We start from the raw sequence: 20771 nt of genomic DNA on the forward strand, positions 1-20771 counted from the left end.
ACGTCACCTTTATTTTTTAATCGGCAGGAAAACCGAAAACTCGGTGTGTCCCGGCCAACTGGTAAATTCAATTTTCCCGGAGTGTTGATCGATCAAACTGCGGGCAATGGATAAGCCCAGGCCGGTCCCGCCTTCGCGACCGCTTACCATCGGGTAGAACAGGGTATCCTGCAGATGCGATGGAATGCCGGGCCCGTTATCCTCAACGTCGATTCGGGCCGCCAGCCGGTAGCGCACGCCGTGTAACGTGAGCTGGAAGGCGGTGCGGGTGCGTAAAATAATCTCGCCCCCTTCAGGCCCCAGCGCCTGCAGGGCATTACGCACAATATTCAACAGGACCTGCTCAATCTGGTCCGGATCATGGGCCAGTTCCGGCAGGCTTGGGTCGTAATCACGTACCAGCGTGACGTTCTCCGGCAGCTCCATTGAGACGAGCTTCACCACCCGTTCAGCCACTTTATGGATGCTTTCAGTGACGTGCATTCCCGGCTGCTGCGGACCAAGAAGACGGTCTACCAGATTTCGCAGACGGTCCGCCTGCTCAATGATGACGTTGGTGTACTCCGCCAGCGCGGGATCGGGGAGTGCCTTGGTCAGAAGCTGCGCCGCGCCGCGTAATCCACCCAACGGGTTTTTGATTTCATGCGCCAGACCGCGCACCAGGTCACGGGCGGCAATTTGCTGCGCATGCTGAAGCTGCTCCTGGCTCAGTCGACGCTGATTATCCATCGGCGCCATTTCCAGCAGGATCATCCCATCGGGAAGACGCTGCGCGGTCAGCGACAGAATGTGCGAGCGCCCGTCGATCACCAGCGTCACTTCGTTATCGGTAAACCCCTGGCCAGCCTGCAAACTTTCCTGCATCAGGCCAATATTCAGCGAAAAATAGCTCAGGAGTTCAGGAAGCGGGGTGCCGAACAGTTTACGTGCGCTTTGGGCGAGCAGCTGCTGCGCCGCCGGGTTGGCGTAATGAACGGCCAGCTCGTCATCGACCAGCAAAATGCTGTTAATCAAAGAATTGAGGATCTGCCCAGCATCGGGCAGCGTGCCAGTTGCCATTCAGCAGTCTCCTGGAGTTGTTGCACTGTTTTAGTGCAGTATAGCGTTTTCGGCGTAAATAGCGCGTGAGATCAGGTTGTTGGTGGAGAAAAAAGCCCATCCGGAGATGGGCTAAAAGTTTCCACGGCAACTACCCCCGGCGCTTGTCACGCCGGGTAAAACAACTTTATTAAACGCTGTAGTACAGTTCGAACTCAACCGGGTGTGGCGTCATACGCACACGGTCGTTCTCTTCAATACGCAGGGCGATGTAAGCGTCAATCGCTTCATCAGTGAACACACCACCTGCAGTCAGGAACTCGCGGTCTGCGTCCAGCGCCTGCAGGGCTTCTTCCAGAGAGCCAGCAACCTGTGGGATCTCTTTCGCTTCTTCTGGCGGCAGGTCGTACAGGTTTTTGTCCATCGCTTCGCCCGGGTGGATCTTGTTCTTAATACCGTCCAGACCGGCCATCAGCAGTGCTGCGAAGCACAGGTATGGGTTAGCCGCTGGATCCGGGAAGCGCACTTCGATACGACGTGCTTTAGGAGACGCCACCACAGGAATACGGATAGAAGCAGAACGGTTACGTGCAGAGTAGGCCAGCATCACTGGCGCTTCGTAGCCCGGGACCAGACGCTTGTAGGAGTTAGTGGTTGGGTTCGCCAGGGCGTTGATCGCTTTAGCGTGTTTGATAACACCACCGATGTAATGCAGCGCCTGCTCGGACAGACCGGCATATTTGTCGCCAGAGAACAGGTTGGTACCGTTCTTGGACAGAGACATGTGGCAGTGCATACCGGAACCGTTATCGCCAAACATTGGTTTTGGCATGAAGGTCGCGGTTTTACCGAAACGGTGCGCAACGTTGTGCACAACGTATTTGTAAATCTGAATCTCATCCGCTTTCTTGGTCATGGTGTTAAAGCGGGTAGCGATTTCGTTCTGGCCAGCAGTCGCCACTTCGTGGTGGTGCGCTTCAACAACCAGGCCCATCTCTTCCATGATCATACACATGGTAGAACGGATGTCCTGTGAAGAATCGACCGGAGGAACCGGGAAGTAACCGCCTTTCACGCCAGGACGGTGACCTTTGTTACCACCTTCGTATTTGGTGGAAGAGTTCCATGCGCCTTCGATGTCATCGATAGCCACGTGGGAACCAGAAATTGAAGCGCCGAAACGGATGTCGTCAAACAGGAAGAACTCTGGCTCTGGTCCGAACAGAACGGTGTCTGCGATGCCGGTAGAACGCAGGTACTCTTCAGCGCGTTTTGCGATAGAACGTGGGTCACGGTCGTAGCCCTGCAGCGTGCCTGGCTCGAGGATGTCGCAACGGATGATCAGGGTTGGTTCTTCGAAGAACGGGTCAATGAGCGCAGTGGTCGCGTCCGGCATCAGAACCATGTCGGATTCGTTAATGCCTTTCCAGCCACCAATGGAGGAGCCGTCAAACATTTTGCCTTCTTCGAAGAATTCGGCGTTCACCTGATGAGCAGGGATTGTGACGTGCTGTTCTTTACCTTTGGTATCGGTGAAGCGCAGATCAACAAACTTCACTTCATGTTCGTTCAGCATCGTCAAAACGTGTTCAGCGGACATACTTAACTCTCCAGATTGGTCATTGTCGTCGTGGTAACGAGGTCTTCAATTTCTGTTTGTACTGGCTGGTGCCATGTATTTTTTATAAAGCGAAATCTGTGCCAACTTTTAAAACACCCCAAAAAGGCGTTATCATGCGCACCATAGTGCAAAAGGGCTGCACCACGATGGATTTGTTGCACCAGTATAGTGCTTCAATGTGAACATTGAGCACCATATTGGTGCAATTTACGTTAAAGAGCCCTTTTACCGCTCCGTGAAAGCGATCACAAAGCATCCCTGCATGACTTGTTTGCGGGGGATGTTTGTGATCCTGTTTTGTAGTGCGATTAATCCGTGTACAATAACGCGCTATTTCTAAATGCCTGAGGCAAAGTTGTGATCGAAAATTTGCGTAACATCGCCATCATCGCGCACGTAGACCATGGTAAAACTACCCTGGTTGACAAGCTGCTGCAGCAATCCGGTACGTTTGATGCGCGTGCCGAAACCCAAGAACGCGTGATGGACTCCAACGATTTGGAGAAAGAGCGTGGGATTACCATCCTCGCGAAAAACACCGCGATTAAATGGAATGACTACCGTATCAACATCGTTGATACCCCAGGGCACGCCGACTTCGGTGGTGAAGTTGAACGTGTAATGTCCATGGTAGACTCCGTTCTGCTGGTCGTTGACGCAATGGATGGCCCAATGCCACAGACGCGCTTCGTGACCAAAAAAGCTTTTGCCCATGGTCTGAAGCCAATCGTTGTTATCAACAAAGTTGACCGCCCTGGCGCGCGTCCTGACTGGGTTGTTGACCAGGTCTTCGACCTGTTCGTTAACCTCGACGCGACCGACGAGCAGCTGGACTTCCCTATCGTTTACGCCTCTGCGCTGAACGGTATCGCAGGTCTGGACCACGAAGACATGGCTGAAGACATGACCCCGCTGTATCAGGCGATTGTTGACCGTGTTCCTGCGCCAAACGTCGATCTCGACGGTACCCTGCAGATGCAGATCTCTCAGCTCGACTACAACAACTACGTTGGCGTAATCGGCATTGGTCGTATCAAGCGCGGTAAAGTGAAGCCTAACCAGCAGGTTACTATCATCGATAGCGAAGGCAAAACCCGTAACGGTAAAGTTGGTAAAGTACTGACTCACCTGGGTCTTGAGCGTATCGAGAGCGACATCGCTGAAGCGGGCGACATTATCGCTATCACCGGTCTGGGTGAACTGAACATCTCCGACACCATCTGCGATCCGCAGAACGTCGAAGCGCTGCCAGCCCTGTCCGTTGATGAACCAACCGTATCCATGTTCTTCAACGTCAACACCTCTCCGTTCTGTGGTAAAGAAGGTAAGTTCGTTACCTCTCGTCAGATCCTTGACCGCCTGAACAAAGAGCTGGTGCACAACGTTGCGCTGCGCGTTGAAGAAACCGAAGACGCTGATGCATTCCGCGTTTCGGGTCGTGGTGAGCTGCACCTGTCTGTTCTGATCGAAAACATGCGTCGTGAAGGTTTCGAAATGGCGGTTTCCCGTCCGAAAGTAATCTTCCGCGAGATCGATGGCCGTAAACAAGAGCCATTCGAAAACGTAACGCTGGACGTTGAAGAGCAGCACCAGGGTTCTGTGATGCAGGCTCTGGGTGAGCGTAAAGGCGACCTGAAAAACATGAATCCAGATGGCAAAGGCCGCGTACGTCTCGACTACGTGATCCCAAGCCGTGGCCTGATCGGCTTCCGTTCTGAGTTCATGACCATGACCTCTGGTACCGGCCTGCTGTACTCCACCTTCAGCCACTACGACGACGTTCGTCCGGGCGAAGTGGGCCAGCGTAACAACGGCGTACTGATCTCCAACGGTCAGGGTAAAGCGGTTGCGTTTGCGCTGTTCGGTCTGCAGGATCGCGGTAAGCTGTTCCTGGGTCACGGTGCTGAAGTTTATGAAGGCCAGATCATCGGTATTCACAGTCGTTCTAACGACCTGACCGTAAACTGCCTGACCGGTAAGAAACTGACCAACATGCGTGCGTCCGGTACTGACGAAGCAACGGTTCTGGTTCCACCGATCAAGATGACTCTGGAGCAGGCTCTGGAATTCATCGATGATGACGAACTGGTAGAAGTGACTCCACAGTCAATTCGTATCCGTAAACGTCACCTGACCGAGAACGATCGTAAACGTGCTATGCGCGGTGCGAAAGAAGACTAATACGGTCAATCTATAGGCCGGGTAAGCGCACGCGCCACCCGGCAGGTAAAAAGCCGCTGATCCCTCAGCGGCTTTTTTATTCGATGATCGCCAGAATTCTTCATTACCCGGGGACGTTATGTCCCAACGCTATCTTTTTCCTGCGAAATTCACGGATTAGGGTAACTCTGCTCCATTTATCACGAACACCCGATCTGCCGATGAAATCGTGGTTTCGCGATGCGCGATAATAATCCTCGTAATGTTCATCGCCTGTATAGACTGATTGACCTGACTTTCACTGGTTTTATCAAGGTGGCTGGTCGCCTCGTCCATGAATAAAATACCCGGTTTACGGTATAATGCCCGGGCAATATAAATCCGCTGTTTTTGACCGCCGGACAACCCTTCCCCAAGTTCACCAATCAGTGTCTCGTAACCCATTGGTAGCTTTAAAATGTCATTATGAATATGGCTTGCGATAGCGCATTGCACCATCCACTGCTCGTCAATGTCAGGCCGAAAACCGGCGATATTCTCTTTGATTGAGCCTGAAAACAGCTTATCTTCCTGCATGATACAGGCAATGCGTTCAGCATAATGCTCGAAACCAAGTTGCTTAATATCAATGCCATTAATTCGGACGCAGCCGTTCGACGGTTCGAATAAACCGCACAACACTTTCATCAAGGTGCTTTTACCTGAACCCGATACGCCCGTAATAGCAATACTCTCTCCGGCATGAATGGTCAGATTCAGTTTGCTGAAGATAGGGTCCGCATGGTTATCATAACGGTAAGTCAGATCCTGAGTTTCGAGCGTTAAGGCTCCGTGTGGTAAACGCAGCGGGCTGGTGGCCGTTGAAGAAGATGCTTCCTGCAGCGCAATATCGGCAACGCGTTCATTGTGTAAGTTGATGATCTTCAGCTGAATGATAAAGTTGATCAGGGCATTTATTCGGTCATAGAACTGACTCCTGAAGGTGTTAAATGCGATAAACATACCGATGGTTAAATGACTATCCATCATCAGCCTGCCGCTAACCCACAGGATAACAATTTGGTCGCAGGCGGCGATAAAAGAGACGACGCCACCAAAGAAAAGATCCATTCGCGTCAAACGAATGCCTGTATTGACCTTATCTGAAAAAAGATTAAACCAGTTATTGATTCTCAGGTCAGTCATCCCCTGAATCTTAATCGTCGCGATACCGTACAGGGTTTCCATAAAATAAGAATTAAGGCGTGCTTCCTTGATTAACTCTTCTTCGGATAGCTGGCGATAGTATCGATAGGTAGCAAACCGAATGAAGGTGTATATTGCGGTAAAAGAGACCACTATCATGCTGAGCTGCAGGTTGTATAAAAACATCATTACCAGCAAACCCATGAGCATTAGCGTATCAATAATGCTACCAGTCAAACCTGTGGTAAAAGTGGCCCGTATAACATCAAGCGAGTGGAAGCGAGACTGAATGTCCCCCAGTTTGCGTCTTTCAAAATAGGTGGTCGGTAGCTTAATAAGGTGAGAAAAGAGGCTAAAACTCCACTGGACGTCGATGAGTGTTCCCAGTATCAGCGTGGTCCAGGAGCGTATGACACTGACCGTCAAACGTAACAGAATCAGAATAAACAACCCAAGACAGATGATATTAAGTAAACCGTAATCTCCGGATGCAATCACATTATCCGTGACTAATTGTGTCCCCACTGGCATTAGCAGGCTGATCAACTCAATCACCAGCGATAAGAAAAATACCTTCGTCAGTGAAGTTATCAGTCCATTGATATTCTTTAATAACGTGGTCGCTTTTAACCTGTTTTGCTTCTTTTGAACTGAGAAAGTGGTTCCCGGCCATACCTCAAGCACAACACCAGTAAAATGTTGGGACAATTCGGGCATGCTAATCACCCGTCGTCCAAACGCAGGGTCGTGGATCACCGCGCTGTTCTTATCGACCTTAATCAGTACGACAAAATGGTTAAAATCCCAATGCAATATGCAGGGCTTACGCACGTCATGTAATTCCTGAAGGTCCACGGACAATGCGCGTGACGACATCTCCAGTTCACTGGCAATTGCTTTTATCGCATTGAGGTTGACCCCACGTGATGACAAATTGAATTGTTGCCGGAGTTGCAGTAGATCCACCTGCTTGCCATAAAAACTGCATATCATTGAAAGACAGGCCAGGCCACATTCGGACGCTTCGGTTTGAAAGACAACTGGGATGCGTTTAAATATTTTCAGATCCAACTTGCGCAGCAGCGTCTCAAGTGTATAAAGATTATTCATTACCTGCGTCCGTTACGCTCATTTTCATTTCGTAAAATGGCGATAATAACCACTCATAGATATGTCTCTTTTCAAGGAAAAGAGAAATCTGCGCTTTGGCTCCCTGGCTCAGTGAGAGTTGTTTTCCATGAACTTGCACAGACTGTAGGTCAGGTTTGATCATGATTTTGTACCAGGACTTTTTATCGTCATAGAATTCATGTGCGATGGTCTGCTTTGACAGGAGTTCTGGCTTCGATGCCGGAAGCCTGGATATTGCTGATATTGATGCCCTGAACTGACCAAATTTTTCATAAGGAAAGGCGTCGTAACTAACATTAACGCGCTGGCCAATCGCCAGATAAGGAAGAACTTCATCCGGAACCCAGGTTTCGAGATAGCATGGAGAATGGATATTCTGCTGAACTCGCGCCAGTACATCGCCTGCGCCGATCATCTTACCTTGCGCCGTATTGATGGAGTCGATTAAGCCATCGGCTGTTGCCACGATGACATAATTACCTTCCGCTTCTGTATTTAACTTTTCTTTTTGCAGTTCGTATATTTTTTGCTCAAGCTGGTAAATCTGTTGGTCATAATCAGCGCTCTGGGACTGGATTTGCTGATTGAGCGCATCGATCTGAACCTGGTCCTGTGATTTTCTGGCGACCAGGTCAGAAACATTGCTCTGCTGTTGGTAGAGTAGTGCGTTTTGGCTACTCATCTGGTCTTTGGTGACCAGACCTTTTTCCTGATAACCACGGTAATCGTTAACGTTCTTCTCAATCTGATGCAGTTCCCGCTCAGCCTGCACCAGTAGCCCAGATGAGGTATTAAAACTGGACTGATAATGATCTTTTTGAGTCGTCAGCGCGTTGAGCGTACGGTTTTTCGAAGAGTTCAAATTTGCCATCATTACGCTGATACTCTTTATCTGTAGCGCGATCTCCTTTTTTTTATTCTCATCAACCAGGCCTGATTGCGTCGATACACCCGAATGAATGAGAAAGAGAGCATCACCTTTTTTTACGCGATCGCCTTCATTAACAAAACTCTGCACGACTGTACCCTGCATTGATGCAGAGATATTCACTGAGCCAGGGAAAGTGGTTATTTCACCGTGAACGATGACGCGACGGGTGTAGGAACCTTTGGTAATAAAAATAGAAATGGAAGCAATAAAAAAAATGCTGAGCAATATGATAAGAGCAAAAGGGATGCCCGGCAGAAGAACAGCTTTCCCTTCCCACCGTGTACTCTGATATTCAATAGCTTCCTTGCGAAACATATCTGGCCTCCTGCGGGGTGGAAATAGCCGCCAAATATCAGCGGCTATGAGTTATAATGGTTCAGGAATTAATGTCTACCGTGATCATTACCCTGGCGGCCACCGCCACTTTTCGAACCACCATTACCTTTTGATGAACCACCGCTTTTACCACCAACGTTAACCGAGCAACCACCGCTAAAGGATGTGCTTTCAGAGTGAGAACCATCTTTGTTAGTGGTGCTGGTGTGAGAATAGCTGCCATTACAACCAGCGCTACCACCACCGAACATCCCACCAATCGCACTACCGATAGAACCCCACATTCCTGCACCGCTGACGTTACTTAATTCACTTTCATTGAGTTCACGCATTATTAATTTTCCTTGCAATAGTGAGCAAAAGGTATACCCATAATATCCATAGACTTTTTCCATACCATTTCACCATCCGTGAATGAAATGTTTTTTACGCCAAAACGCGTAAAATCCTTTTCGCTGTACGTCGACAGACCTGTGTCTGGATCACCAATATTTTCTTTTTGCCCGCAAAGTGGCATCATCCATGACACATTTATATCTTTGTAGAATGCTTTATCCGTTTTTCTTATTTCTGAGAAAATGCGATCTGTTATCGTTGTGTCTGTATTGATTTCTCCGTTAACCGTAGTTGTTAACTTATTGTCATCAGAATTAGGCGACCCATGGAAACCAATAATGGAACCATAGTTGATGATTTTGTTTTTTGCCGCTGGGAAAAGATAGTTAGCACAGGAAGAAAGGCATAATCGCCTGACCTCAATGTTAATTTCTTTATCATGAATAACTTGTGCTATTTTTATTGCAGTTTCGACATCGCCACCACCACTGTTTATGGATATCGTTCTGACAGGGATAAGGTTTTTTCTGATAAGCCCCACAATGATTTTGTCATCATCTTTGGATATGTTTCCGTCGATATATAACGTATCAAAAACGAGGTGGGTTGAAAGTTTTGGTTCAAGCCCTTGCTTCACAATCAGTTGGCTAGAGAGTTGATATAAAATATCTCTGCTGGCTTTTTTAAATCGGTAGGCATTGTATGAATAAATAGCGAATGCGCAGAGTATTGCTATTAATACGGCACTGAGGACGTATCCCTTTTTAATCTTCACGAAAGTGCAGCTCCATGTGTAAAGTAATGTAAACTTAGCATTATAAAAAAGAAGATAAATAGAGTATTTGTATCTAAATGTAAATTTAAGTAAAGTAAACTTGTTGCAATTTCTCGCAAAGCCGCGAGAAATGGGATTGTCATGGAAAAAACTGGGGGAATATGGTGATGAGAAAAAGCTTATGGAAGCGTTTTTCTATAATTTTTTGCAAAATGAATTAAAACGTATATCTTCGCAAAAACGCACTTAAATAAAACTCATCCCAGCCTATCGCCCGAAAGCCAATATCATCTTCCCGGGCTAAATTTTTGTTCTTCATACTGCTCCCTCTCAGCTGAATCTCGTGCATAGCCAAACTTTATCTTTCCCGCTACAGTTACCTCTCCACGGCGAGCAGGAGATAACCATGCTTTATATCTTTGATTTAGGAAACGTAATCGTCGATATCGATTTTAATCGCGTGCTGGGTGCGTGGAGCGACTTTAGCCGCGTGCCGCTGGCAACGTTAAAGCAAAATTTCGCGATGGGCGAGACCTTCCATCAGCATGAGCGGGGCGAGATCAGTGATGAGGAATTCGCGGAACGTTTCTGTCAGGAGATGGATCTACCGTTAAGCTACGAGCAGTTTTCCCACGGCTGGCAGGCGGTATTTGTCGCCATTCGGCCTGAGGTGATCGACATCATGCACAAACTGCGCGAGCAGGGGCATCGGGTCGTTGTGCTATCAAATACCAACCGTCTGCACACGACGTTCTGGCCTGAGGAATACCCTGAAGTTAAGGCGGCGGCAGATAAGATCTATCTTTCGCAGGAGATGGGTATGCGTAAGCCTGAAGCGCGAATTTATCAGGCTGTTCTGCAGGCAGAGGGATTCACCGCGGCCGATGCGGTCTTTTTTGATGACAACGCCGATAATATAGAGGGAGCTAACCAGTTGGGTATTACGTCAATTCTGGTGACCGGAAAAGAGACGATACCTGACTACTTTGCGAAGCAGCTATGCTAAAAACCGTTCATCAAAAAGCCACGCACCATACTCGCCCGCTGCGGGCCTGGCTGAAACTGCTCTGGCACCGGATTGATGAGGACAATATGACCACGCTGGCGGGTAACCTCGCCTACGTGTCATTGCTCTCGTTAGTGCCGCTGGTGGCGGTCATCTTTGCCCTGTTCTCCGCCTTTCCGATGTTTGCGGACGTCAGCGTGCAGCTTCGTCATTTTGTCTTCGCGAATTTCATTCCGGCAACCGGGGATGTTATCCAGAACTACATTGAGCAGTTTGTTGCCAATTCCAGCAAGATGACGGCAGTGGGGGCGTGCGGTCTTATCGTCACGGCGCTGTTATTGATGTATGCCATTGATAACGCGCTGAACACGATCTGGCGGAGTAAAAAAGCGCGGCCAAAGGTGTATTCCTTTGCCGTGTACTGGATGATTCTCACGCTGGGGCCGCTGCTGGCCGGGGCGAGCCTGGCGATCAGTTCGTATCTTCTCTCCTTGCGCTGGGCGAGTGAGTTAAACGGCGTAATTGATAATGCGCTTCGCATCTTCCCGTTGATCCTGTCGTGGCTCTCGTTCTGGCTGCTCTATAGCGTCGTGCCGACCACGCGCGTGCCTAACCGCGATGCGGTTGTGGGGGCGCTGGTGGCGGCGTTGCTTTTTGAGCTCGGTAAAAAAGGGTTTGCCCTCTACATCACCATGTTTCCGTCCTATCAGCTTATTTACGGCGTGCTGGCGGTGATCCCCATTTTGTTTGTCTGGGTCTACTGGACCTGGTGTATCGTCTTGCTTGGTGCCGAAATAACTGTCACTCTCGGTGTTTACCGCGAACTGAAAAAAGCAGCAGAAGCTGAAAAACAATTAGAAGCAGACCAACCATGATTGCATTGATACAGCGCGTAACCCGTGCCAGCGTCACCGTGGAGGGAGAGGTGACGGGTGAAATTGGCCCAGGACTTTTGGTGTTGTTAGGTGTCGAAAAGGATGACGACGAACAAAAAGCCAACCGCTTATGTGAGCGCGTGCTGGGCTACCGTATTTTCAGCGATGCGGAAGGCAAGATGAACCTGAACGTTCAGCAGGCAGGCGGCAGCGTGCTGGTGGTTTCCCAGTTTACGCTGGCAGCGGATACCGAGCGCGGCATGCGCCCGAGTTTCTCTAAAGGCGCCGCGCCGGATCGTGCAGAAGCACTTTACGAGTACTTTGTTGAGCGTTGTCGCCAGCAGGAAATGAATACGCAAACCGGACGATTCGCTGCAGATATGCAGGTGTCGCTGGTGAACGATGGCCCTGTCACATTCTGGCTCCAGGTATGAGCATACTTACGGCATGGCCGCGGGTAACAAGAGAGAGTACAGCTATGTATCACCTTCGAGTACCGCAAACGGAAGAAGAGTTAGACGCTTATTACCAGTTCCGCTGGGAAATGCTGCGCAAGCCACTGCATCAGCCAAAAGGCTCTGAACGCGACGCCTGGGACGCGATGGCCCACCATCAGATGGTGATGGACGAAGAGGGTAACCTCGTCGCCGTCGGGCGTTTGTATATCAACGCCGATAACGAAGCGTCTATTCGCTTTATGGCGGTTCATCCCTCCGTGCAGGACAAAGGTCTGGGGACGCTAATGGCGATGACCCTGGAGTCCGTCGCCCGTCAGGAAGGGGTCAAGCGCGTCACCTGTAGCGCCCGCGAAGATGCCGTAGAATTCTTTGCCAAACTTGGTTTTGTGAATCAGGGGGAGATCACGACCCCGCAAACCACGCCGATTCGTCATTTTTTGATGATCAAACCCATCGCCACGCTGGACGATATTCTGCATCGCGCCGACTGGTGCGGACAGCTCCAGCAGGCCTGGTATCAGCATATTCCGCTCAGTGAAAAAATGGGCGTGCGCATTCAGCAGTACACCGGACAAAAATTTATTACCACCATGCCGGAAACCGGCAATCAGAACCCGCACCACACGCTGTTTGCCGGCAGCCTGTTCTCACTGGCCACGCTCACCGGCTGGGGGCTGATCTGGCTGATGCTGCGCGAGCGCCATCTGGGTGGCACCATCATTCTGGCCGATGCTCACATCCGCTATAGCGCACCGATCAGCGGCAAGCCGAGCGCGGTGGCCGATCTGGGGTCACTGGGCGGCGATCTGGACCGTCTGGCACGTGGCCGCAAGGCTCGCGTCCAAATGCAGGTTGAACTGTTTGGCGATAAAACACCGGGCGCGGTGTTTGAAGGCACCTATATCGTTCTTCCGGCGAAGCCCTTCGGCGCGTATGAAGAGGGTGGGAACGAGGAGGAGTAATCTCCTGTTCACTCTTACCGGGCGTGCTGAATTCGCCCGGCGATATCCCGCATAACATCTCGCGCTGACTGGCTGATGCCGCCAAGCTGAAAGAAGCCATGGATGACGCCCAGCCAGCGCTGAGCGGTACACTTCACACCCTGCTCCGTCAGATGCTGGAACAACATTTCGCCCTCATCGCAGAGCGGATCGTACTCTGCGGTAATAACGTGCACAGGCGGAAGACCGTAAAAATCATCGCGCCACAGCGGACTTGCTTCGGGGTGCTGGCGGTCGGTGTCAGCGAGGTACATTTCATACCCACTGAGCAGGGTATCGCGGGTGATGATGTAATCCGTGCCATTGAGTGCATAGCTTTCAAAACTGGCCGTGGCGTCGAGCATGGGGTAGATAAGAATAAGCTGCGCAGGTTGCCACAGCCCTTTAACCTTAAGCCGCAGCGCCGTTACCAGCGCAAGATGTCCCCCTGCGCTGTCTCCGCAAAGGGTGATCCGGTTTTTATCCACGCCCAATTTGTCCGCATAGTGCCAGACCAGATCGGCACCTCTTTCCGCATCGTCATGTGCGGCGGGGAAGGTATGCTCCGGCGCCAGCCTGTACTGAATCGCAATCACCCGGCAGTTACTGTAGCAGGCTAACTGACGAAGTTGGTTGTCATGGGTATCAAAGCCGCCGCTGATAAAGCATCCGCCGTGATAGTAGATGGTTGCAGGCAATATTTCAGGTGCATTGAGAGGTGAAAATACCCGAATGGTAAGACCCTCAAGAACAAGCGTCTCCACCTGTACGCGCGTTTCGGTCTCCCCGGCAAGCCCCGTGCTGGCAATATAGCCTGCTCGTCGCACCTCAATGCTCTGGCGACGTGACGAGGGTCGACCTGCAGCGATAAATCCCTGAACCAGTTGTGCAATACCCTGTTCCAGCGCCATGAAAATTCCCTTTTACTGTATGGATGAACAGTTTTATAGCCTGGTTTGATTCAAAAGAAAACAAGAATATTGTTGAGGGCAACAAGCTGGAAAGCGCCTCGCAAAGGCGATAACGCGTCTCTCAACGAGAATAGAGAGTATCTGGCATGAAAGACGGCGGCTACTGCTGTCGAATTACAGGCCGGGCAAGCACGCGCTGCCCGGCACTGTCACAGGGAATTACTCCCCTTCACCCGGGAACAGGAACGGGTTGATCGAGCTGCGGGCAAAGCCCTCCTGCTCCATCTTCGCGTCCAGAATCAGCGAGGCAAGATCGTCGGCCACCGCTTCGACTTTCGGGTCTTTTTCCTGATACAGAATCTTCAGGTAAGTGCCGCAGTCGCCGCAGCTTTCGGCTTTCACCGCCGCGTCTTCATTTTCCAGCGACCAGTAGTTCAGATCGCGGGTCTGTTCGCAGTTGCTGCACTTGATGCGCACCACGTGCCACTCGGTTTCACACAGGTTGCAGTGCAGGTAGCGCAGCCCCTGAGTGGTGCCGATTTGCACCATGCTCGATACCGGCATGGAGCCGCAGACCGGGCAGAACTGGCGCGCTTCGCCGTATTCGGCGCGCGCTTTACCTGGGATCAGGCTTGCCATTTGCGCCCAGTAGAGCGACAGGGCAGCCCAGATAAACGGCGCTTTATCGCTGCTCACCAGCGAGAAGTCAGAGGCAAACAGCGCGCTCGCCATCTCTTCCAGCTCTTGTTCGGACGCTTTTTCCAGATTCTCAATGACCGCCAGCGCGGTACCGCTCATCTCGGGTTTAAGCTCGGCAATCAGCGAATGCAGCAGCTTCTGCCAGTGCTTGTCGCGCGGCAGGACGTGAATGTCCAGCGGCGGCTTACCCTGCGCGTTGGCTTCTTTGATGCGCGCGGTCAGGTCCATTTGCAGGGGATGGTCGTACAGCACCACTTCCTGCGCGTGGGCGACCAGCGCGGCAAAGCGCAGAAAATCGCCCAGCGGGTTGTTCTCTGCCAGCTCGCGCAGACGCTCTGCGCGGCGGTTGTAGAGGTTCTTGAGTCTGGGGAATAACAACGGCGGAATATAATCCGCCGTGCGTTTCTCGCTCGACCCCAGCTCATCTTGCGGGATTATGCGAATACTCATTCAGATGACTTTTCCTGTTTCTGGCGGACTTCACGGTACCAGCGCGGGTGATGCTTCTTCGCCCACGTACTGGTTACCCATCCTTCCACCATCGCGGTAATGGTGCCTTTCACCCAAAGGGCGGCGTAGATATGCACCATGATAACCACAATTAACGCCACTGCGGCAAATGAATGCAGCATCAGCGCGAATCGGATCACCGGGATTGAGAAAGCAGGCGCAAAGTACGGACGCCAGATGATCACGCCGCTCACCAGCAACAGGACCAGGAAGATAATCGCCGCCCAGAATACGCATTTCTGGCCGAAGTTATAACGCCCGGTATCACCCACTTCCTCGTTGACGACGATCTTACGAATATTCTTCGCCCAAAAGATATCATCCCGATTGATTAGGTTATGGTGCCAGTAACGGAAAAACATGATGATGAACGACGCAAACATGATGACGCCCACAAACGGGTGCAGGATGCGCGCCAGCTGTGGTGTCCCCATGATCTGCATCAGCCAGTTGAAGGACGGGAAGAAGAACCCCAGCCCGCTTATCGCCGCCAGCATGAAGCAGAAGGCGGTGACCCAGTGGTTGATGCGTTCCGGCGCGGTGTAGCGCACGATGGTGTCACGTTTTCTCATTTGCGCACCTCGTCTTTCTCTTCATGCAGGTTGTCGTCTTCCTCTTCCGCGCGGTTCGGACCAACGCCGACGTAGTGGAAGATGCTCGCTGCGAAGGTGGCAGCAAAGCCCACCGCTGCCAGCGGTTTCCAGATGCCTTTCCAGAACTTCACGGTGGCGCTGATTTCCGGGTTCTCCGGCAGGCCGTGATACAGATTCGGCTTGTCGGCGTGGTGCAGCACGTACATCACGTGCGTACCGCCAACCCCGGCCGGATCGTACAGGCCCGCGTTGTCGTAACCACGGGTCTTCAGCTCGCCCACGCGTTCTGCCGCCAGCGTTTTCATATCCTCTTTGGAGCCAAAGTGGATCGCGCCGGTTGGGCAGGTCTTCACGCATGCAGGCTCCTGGCCGACGGTAACACGGTCCACGCACAGGGTGCATTTGTAGACGCGGTTGTCTTCCGGGTTCAGGCGCGGTACGTCGAACGGACAGCCCGCGATGCAGTAGCCGCAGCCGATGCACTGTTCGGACTGGAAGTCGACGATGCCGTTGGCATACTGAATGATAGCCCCTTCTGACGGACATGCCTTCAGGCAGCCCGGATCCGCACAGTGCATACAGCCGTCTTTGCGGATAAGCCATTCCAGTTTGTCGTTCTGCTCCACTTCCGAGAAACGCATCACCGTCCAGGACTTGGCGGTCAGGTCTGCCGGGTTGTCGTACACCCCGACGTTGTGACCCACTTCGTCACGCAGGTCGTTCCACTCAGAGCAGGCCACCTGACAAGCTTTACAGCCGATACAGGTCGTCACGTCGATAAGCTTCGCCACTTCCTGCTGGTGGTCCCGCGCCTGAGGCGCGGGCGTGAAACCGTTAGTCGCGGAACGACGGATAATGTCTTGAGATTGATAAGCCATAAGTCGTCTCCGTTACACCTTTTCCACGTTCACGAGGAAGGCCTTAAACTCCGGCGTCTGCGTGTTCGCATCACCGACGAACGGCGTCAGGGTGTTCGCAATGAACCCTTTCTTCGCCACGCCCTCATAACCCCAGTGAATCGGAATACCGATGGTATCCACCTGCTGACCGTGAACGTTCAGCGTGCGAATACGCTTGGTCACCACCGCCTTGGCTTTAATGTAGCCGCGGTTAGAGGAGACCTTCACGGTATCGCCATGGGCAATCCCGAGCTTGTTCGCCAGCTTCTCGCCGATCTCCACAAACTGTTCCGGCTGCGCGATGGCGTTAAGCAGCGCGTGCTTGGTCCAGTAGTGGAAGTGCTCGGTCAGACGGTAGGTGGTGCCCACGTACGGGAACTTGTCTTTTTTACCCAGCGCTTCGAAATCGCCCTTAAAGATACGGGCTGCCGGGTTAGAGACCACGTTCGGGTGCAGCGGGTTGGTGCCCAGCGGCGTCTCAAACGGCTCGTAGTGTTCCGGGAACGGACCTTCCGCCATCTTATCGATAGCAAACAGACGTCCCATCCCTTCAGGCTGCATGATAAACGGCCCAACGTCGCTGCCCGGTGCGGCAGTGCTGTAGTCCGGAATATCCACGCCGCCCCATTTCGCGCCGTCCCACTTCAGAAGCTGACGCTTCGGATCCCACGGGTTGCCCTGCGGGTCAGCGGATGCGCGGTTATAGAGGATGCGGCGGTTAAGCGGCCATGCCCATGCCCAGCCCAGCGTATTGCCGAGGCCCGACGGATCGGCGTTATCGCGGTTGGCCATCTGGTTGCCCTTCGGCGTCCAGCTACCGGCAAAGATCCAGCAGCCGCTGGAGGTCGTGCCGTCATCGCGCAGGTGCGCGAAGGTGCTGAGCTGATCGCCTTTCTTCGCTAGTACGGTGCCGGTGGCCGGGTCGATAACGTCCGCCAGCGCCTTACCGTTGCTCTCCATCGCCACTTCTTCTGGCGCAGGGTTTTCCGGCGTCGAGTAGTTCCAGGTCATGTTCAGGACCGGTTCCGGGTTCGCGCCGCCTTCTTCCGCATACATCTTACGCAGGCGCAAGAAGATACCGGCCAGGATCTCGCCGTCGTTCATGGCGATGCCCGGGGCGTCCGCGCCTTTCCAGTGCCACTGCAGCCAGCGTCCGGAGTTAACGATAGACCCGTTCTCTTCCGCGAAGCAGGTTGACGGCAGACGGAACACTTCGGTCTGAATCTTCGACGGATCGACGTCGTTCGATTCACCGTGATTCTGCCAGAAGGTCGAGGTCTCGGTATTGAGCGGGTCAATCGTCACCAGGAACTTCAGCTTCGACAGAGACTCAACAACCTTGTTCTTGTTCGGGAACGAGGCCACCGGGTTAAAGCCCTGGCACAGATAGCCGTTCACTTTGCCCTGGTGCATCATCTCGAAATACTGCAGAACGTCGTAGCCTTTGTCCCACTTCGGCAGCCAGTCAAAGCCCCAGCTGTTTTCCGCCGTCGCTTTATCGCCGAAGAATGCTTTCATCATGGAGACGAAGAACTTCGGATAGTTGCCCCAGTAGTTTACCTGGCCTTCGAGCAGCGGTTTCGGCGTACTGGCCGTCAGGTAGGTTTGCAGATCGGTCTGTTTCTCGCTTGGCAGGTTCATGTAACCCGGCAGGCTTTGAGACAGCAGGCCGAGGTCGGTCAGACCCTGAATGTTGGAGTGACCGCGCAGGGCGTTCACGCCGCCGCCTGCCATCCCCATGTTGCCGAGCAGGAGCTGAACCATCGCCATGGTACGGATGTTCTGCGCGCCGATGGAGTGTTGCGTCCAGCCGAGGGCGTACAGGAACGACGCGGTTTTGTCCTTCGCGCTGGTTTCGGCGATCAGCTCGCACACCTTCAGGAAGTCCGCCTTCGGCGTACCACAGATGTTTTCGACAACCTCCGGCGTGTAGCGGGAGACGTGCTCTTTCAGCAGGTTCCACACGCAGCGCGGGTGTTGCAGGGTGGTGTCGCGCTTCGCAAAGCCTTTCTCATCCAGCTCGTAGTTCCAGCTGGTTTTATCGTACTTGCGTTTTTCGGCGTCGTAACCGCTGAACAGGCCATCTTCGAAGTGGTAATCCTCACGCACGATCAGGCTGGCGTTGGTATAGGCTTCGGTGTATTCGCGGTTGTATTTTTCGTTGGTCATCAGGTACAGCAATACGCCTGACAGGAAAGTGATGTCAGTACCTGAACGAATAGGGGTGTAGAAATCCGCCACTGACGCAGTACGCGTAAAGCGGGGATCGATCACAATCAGTTTCGCACCGTTGTGGATTTTGGCTTCCATCGCCCAGCGGAACCCGACAGGGTGCGCTTCAGCGGCGTTACCGCCCATCACCACAATGAGGTTGGCGTTCTTGATGTCGACCCAGTGGTTGGTCATCGCACCGCGACCAAATGTTGGAGCAAGACTTGCTACCGTTGGTCCGTGTCAGACACGCGCCTGGTTGTCGACCGCGAGCATACCGAGTGCGCGCGTAAATTTCTGGGTTAAATAACCGGTTTCGTTGCTGGAAGCAGAGGCACACAGCATCCCGGTGGAGAGCCAGCGGTTGACCGTAACGCCGTCGGCGTTCTTCTCAACAAAGTTGGCATCGCGGTCTTCTTTAATGTGTTTTGCGATGCGATCAAACGCCTCTTCCCAGCTGATTTGCTGCCATTTGTCGGAGCCCGGCGCGCGATATTCAGGGAATTTGAGGCGGCTTTCGGAGTGGATAAAGTCCACCAGACCGGCCCCTTTCGGGCACAATGCGCCGCGGTTGACCGGATGATCCGGGTCGCCTTCGATATGGAAAATAGACGCTTTGGCGTTTTTAGCACCGTCGCCGAGGCTATACATTAACAGCCCGCAACCGACAGAGCAGTACGTACAGGTATTACGGGTTTCACGGGTGCGCAGCAGTTTATACTGCCGCGTTTCCGCCAGCGCTACGCCGGGCGCAAAGCCCAGTGCCGCTGCCGTGGTGCCTGCCATACCGCCAGCGCAGATCTTAAAGAACTGCCTTCTGCTGACCTGCATGGGTCACTCCTTGTTTCGACATTGCTTACATATGTAGTTTTAACTTCGCGGTTGAGAATTGACCGCAAAGGAGAAAAATTTGCGTTAATCCCTCAATTCCACGAGGGATATCATCAGAATACCACATTGTCGGTACCGCTGTTCTAATGGCGTTAATACAAAGTGAACGTATTATCACCATGTTGATTATAAAGTGTGATATTGATCACATTATCAGCTCTGCATGTTAAAGCGGTGTAGCCGGTGGCAGGTTGCACCCCTGCTAAATGAGTAGGAGAATGGTTGTCGAAAAGTTGATCCATACTATGCGTAACGCCTGTGGATTATGCTGCAATAGCAGGCTCACCTCCGTGGTTGTTCAGGAATACCGCTGTGTCTAAACAAAACCGTGCTCCCCACTCGTCACCACTGCCTGCGGGCATTGTGGAACTGTCGGTACACAGACCGCCCCACATCACCCATGCCACGCCGGATTTTCTGGCGGAAGAGGTGCCCGTTGCGCTCGTTTACAACGGTATCTCGCATGTGGTGATGATGGCTTCGCCAAAAGATCTTGAGCTGTTCGCCATCGGTTTTTCCCTCTCGGAAGGCATCATCGAGCATCCGCAAGAGATCTACGGCATGGACGTGGTGCAGGCCTGCAACGGTCTCGAAGTGCAAATCGAACTCTCCAGCCGCCGCTTTATGGGGCTGAAAGAGCGCCGCCGCGCGCTGGCCGGGCGTACCGGCTGCGGCGTCTGTGGCGTTGAGCAACTCAATGATATTGGTAAAGCCGTTGCGCCATTGCCGTTTACTCAGACCTTTAATCTGGCTCACCTCGACCATGCGCTTGAGCACCTGAACGATGTTCAGCCCATCGGCCAGCTGAGCGGCTGTACGCACGCGGCGGCATGGGTGTTGCCGTCGGGAGAGATTGCCGGTGGGCATGAGGACGTTGGCCGCCATGTGGCGCTGGATAAGCTGCTGGGGCGCCGGGCGCGTGAAAGTGACGTCTGGCAGCAGGGCGCGGCGCTCGTTTCCAGCCGGGCCAGCTACGAGATGGTGCAAAAGTCCGCCATGTGCGGTGTGGAAATTTTGTTCGCGGTGTCGGCGGCGACCACGCTGGCGGTGGAGGTAGCGGAGCGCTGTAACCTGACGCTGGTGGGCTTCTGCAAGCCGGGAAGGGCAACCATTTATACCCATCCACAGCGATTAACACTTAATCAATAATTTTGAATAATAATAGCAAATCCTTCCGCTTTTAGTTGTTCATGATGAGGTCTAGTATTTATCTCATCAAGGCACG

17 protein-coding genes are annotated in these 20771 nt (G+C 52.6%); 6 read left to right on the forward strand and 11 right to left on the reverse strand.

Annotated features, from left to right (window positions below; genetic code table 11):
• Nucleotides 1-9: 9 nt before the first annotated feature.
• Nucleotides 10-1059 (reverse strand): nitrogen regulation protein NR(II), encoded by a 1050-nt coding sequence (glnL, locus tag ACDO57_RS22165; RefSeq protein ID WP_023333897.1) that lies wholly within the window; start codon nucleotides 1057-1059, stop codon nucleotides 10-12.
• Nucleotides 1060-1228: 169 nt separating this feature from the next.
• Nucleotides 1229-2638: a glutamate--ammonia ligase gene (gene glnA / locus ACDO57_RS22170; protein WP_024909217.1), complete on the reverse strand. Its 1410-nt coding sequence runs from the start codon at nucleotides 2636-2638 to the stop codon at nucleotides 1229-1231.
• A gap of 378 nt (nucleotides 2639-3016) precedes the next feature.
• On the opposite strand from glnA, the gene typA reads away from it, so the two are divergent.
• A complete protein-coding gene (gene typA / locus ACDO57_RS22175) occupies nucleotides 3017-4840 on the forward strand; it encodes a ribosome-dependent GTPase TypA (protein ID WP_023331638.1) in 1824 nt (607 codons plus the stop codon).
• Nucleotides 4841-4996: 156 nt separating this feature from the next.
• Here the strand turns inward: typA and ACDO57_RS22180 are convergent, their stop codons facing one another.
• From ACDO57_RS22180 to ACDO57_RS22195, 4 genes are all read right to left on the reverse strand, one after another.
• Complete coding sequence (locus ACDO57_RS22180; protein ID WP_024909216.1) at nucleotides 4997-7114, reverse strand: peptidase domain-containing ABC transporter; 2118 nt, start codon at nucleotides 7112-7114, stop codon at nucleotides 4997-4999.
• On the reverse strand, nucleotides 7107-8381 hold the full coding sequence (locus tag ACDO57_RS22185; protein ID WP_157189888.1) for an HlyD family secretion protein: 1275 nt from the start codon (nucleotides 8379-8381) through the stop codon (nucleotides 7107-7109). Before ACDO57_RS22185 ends, ACDO57_RS22180 begins: the two co-directional genes overlap by 8 nt.
• 68 nt (nucleotides 8382-8449) lie before the next feature.
• Entirely contained in the window at nucleotides 8450-8734 is a 285-nt protein-coding gene (locus ACDO57_RS22190) for a hypothetical protein (RefSeq protein WP_023309759.1), read from the reverse strand.
• Between the two features lie 2 nt (nucleotides 8735-8736).
• On the reverse strand, nucleotides 8737-9513 hold the full coding sequence (locus ACDO57_RS22195; protein ID WP_024909214.1) for a hypothetical protein: 777 nt from the start codon (nucleotides 9511-9513) through the stop codon (nucleotides 8737-8739).
• Nucleotides 9514-9919: 406 nt separating this feature from the next.
• Here ACDO57_RS22195 and yihX point away from each other — a divergent pair, with 406 nt between their 5' ends.
• The 4 genes from yihX to fabY are packed head-to-tail and all read left to right on the forward strand — an operon-like array spanning nucleotide 9920 to nucleotide 12814.
• Nucleotides 9920-10519 carry a glucose-1-phosphatase gene (yihX, locus tag ACDO57_RS22200; RefSeq protein WP_045909089.1) on the forward strand — a complete coding sequence of 200 codons (600 nt, stop codon included), beginning with the start codon at nucleotides 9920-9922 and terminating at the stop codon, nucleotides 10517-10519.
• Nucleotides 10513-11394, forward strand: a complete 882-nt coding sequence (locus tag ACDO57_RS22205; protein ID WP_370884596.1) for a virulence factor BrkB family protein — start codon at nucleotides 10513-10515, stop codon at nucleotides 11392-11394. The genes yihX and ACDO57_RS22205 overlap by 7 nt, the downstream gene beginning before the upstream one ends.
• Nucleotides 11391-11828 carry a D-aminoacyl-tRNA deacylase gene (dtd, locus tag ACDO57_RS22210; RefSeq protein ID WP_008501836.1) on the forward strand — a complete coding sequence of 146 codons (438 nt, stop codon included), beginning with the start codon at nucleotides 11391-11393 and terminating at the stop codon, nucleotides 11826-11828. The genes ACDO57_RS22205 and dtd overlap by 4 nt, the downstream gene beginning before the upstream one ends.
• Before the next feature lie 44 nt (nucleotides 11829-11872).
• Nucleotides 11873-12814 carry a fatty acid biosynthesis protein FabY gene (gene fabY, locus ACDO57_RS22215; RefSeq protein ID WP_023309755.1) on the forward strand — a complete coding sequence of 314 codons (942 nt, stop codon included), beginning with the start codon at nucleotides 11873-11875 and terminating at the stop codon, nucleotides 12812-12814.
• A gap of 14 nt (nucleotides 12815-12828) precedes the next feature.
• Here the strand turns inward: fabY and ACDO57_RS22220 are convergent, their stop codons facing one another.
• The 5 genes from ACDO57_RS22220 to fdnG form a co-directional block, all read right to left on the reverse strand.
• Nucleotides 12829-13743: an alpha/beta hydrolase gene (locus tag ACDO57_RS22220; RefSeq protein ID WP_370884597.1), complete on the reverse strand. Its 915-nt coding sequence runs from the start codon at nucleotides 13741-13743 to the stop codon at nucleotides 12829-12831.
• 219 nt (nucleotides 13744-13962) lie between these two features.
• The gene (gene fdhE / locus ACDO57_RS22225) at nucleotides 13963-14892 is read right to left on the reverse strand and encodes a formate dehydrogenase accessory protein FdhE (protein WP_008501833.1); all 930 of its coding nucleotides are present in this window, start codon (nucleotides 14890-14892) and stop codon (nucleotides 13963-13965) included.
• Complete coding sequence (gene fdoI / locus ACDO57_RS22230; protein ID WP_008501832.1) at nucleotides 14889-15524, reverse strand: formate dehydrogenase cytochrome b556 subunit; 636 nt, start codon at nucleotides 15522-15524, stop codon at nucleotides 14889-14891. The genes fdhE and fdoI overlap by 4 nt, the downstream gene beginning before the upstream one ends.
• Nucleotides 15521-16423, reverse strand: coding sequence for a formate dehydrogenase subunit beta (fdxH, locus tag ACDO57_RS22235; RefSeq protein ID WP_008501831.1), 903 nt, complete (start codon nucleotides 16421-16423; stop codon nucleotides 15521-15523). The genes fdoI and fdxH overlap by 4 nt, the downstream gene beginning before the upstream one ends.
• A 12-nt stretch (nucleotides 16424-16435) precedes the next feature.
• Nucleotides 16436-19486 (reverse strand): formate dehydrogenase-N subunit alpha, encoded by a 3051-nt coding sequence (fdnG, locus tag ACDO57_RS22240; RefSeq protein WP_090420837.1) that lies wholly within the window; start codon nucleotides 19484-19486, stop codon nucleotides 16436-16438.
• Nucleotides 19487-19858: 372 nt separating this feature from the next.
• Between fdnG and fdhD the strand changes: the two genes are divergently transcribed.
• Complete coding sequence (gene fdhD, locus ACDO57_RS22245; protein WP_370884598.1) at nucleotides 19859-20695, forward strand: formate dehydrogenase accessory sulfurtransferase FdhD; 837 nt, start codon at nucleotides 19859-19861, stop codon at nucleotides 20693-20695.
• Nucleotides 20696-20771 lie beyond the last annotated feature (76 nt).

The sequence above is a fragment of the Enterobacter cloacae complex sp. 2015409 genome (assembly GCF_041365315.1).
GTDB classification, from domain to species: Bacteria; Pseudomonadota; Gammaproteobacteria; order Enterobacterales; family Enterobacteriaceae; genus Enterobacter; species Enterobacter pseudoroggenkampii.

Bases quoted from the DNA above. Each gene is read 5' to 3' on its own strand.
- glnA (WP_024909217.1), bottom strand. From the start codon at position 2,638: ATGTCCGCTGAACACGTTTTGACGATGCTGAACGAACATGAAGTGAAG.
- ACDO57_RS22205 (WP_370884596.1), top strand. From the start codon at position 10,513: ATGCTAAAAACCGTTCATCAAAAAGCCACGCACCATACTCGCCCGCTG.
- fdoI (WP_008501832.1), bottom strand. From the start codon at position 15,524: ATGAGAAAACGTGACACCATCGTGCGCTACACCGCGCCGGAACGCATC.
- ACDO57_RS22185 (WP_157189888.1), bottom strand. From the start codon at position 8,381: ATGTTTCGCAAGGAAGCTATTGAATATCAGAGTACACGGTGGGAAGGG.
- yihX (WP_045909089.1), top strand. From the start codon at position 9,920: ATGCTTTATATCTTTGATTTAGGAAACGTAATCGTCGATATCGATTTT.
- fabY (WP_023309755.1), top strand. From the start codon at position 11,873: ATGTATCACCTTCGAGTACCGCAAACGGAAGAAGAGTTAGACGCTTAT.
- ACDO57_RS22180 (WP_024909216.1), bottom strand. From the start codon at position 7,114: ATGAATAATCTTTATACACTTGAGACGCTGCTGCGCAAGTTGGATCTG.
- fdxH (WP_008501831.1), bottom strand. From the start codon at position 16,423: ATGGCTTATCAATCTCAAGACATTATCCGTCGTTCCGCGACTAACGGT.
- dtd (WP_008501836.1), top strand. From the start codon at position 11,391: ATGATTGCATTGATACAGCGCGTAACCCGTGCCAGCGTCACCGTGGAG.
- glnL (WP_023333897.1), bottom strand. From the start codon at position 1,059: ATGGCAACTGGCACGCTGCCCGATGCTGGGCAGATCCTCAATTCTTTG.
- ACDO57_RS22220 (WP_370884597.1), bottom strand. From the start codon at position 13,743: ATGGCGCTGGAACAGGGTATTGCACAACTGGTTCAGGGATTTATCGCT.
- fdhE (WP_008501833.1), bottom strand. From the start codon at position 14,892: ATGAGTATTCGCATAATCCCGCAAGATGAGCTGGGGTCGAGCGAGAAA.
- ACDO57_RS22190 (WP_023309759.1), bottom strand. From the start codon at position 8,734: ATGCGTGAACTCAATGAAAGTGAATTAAGTAACGTCAGCGGTGCAGGA.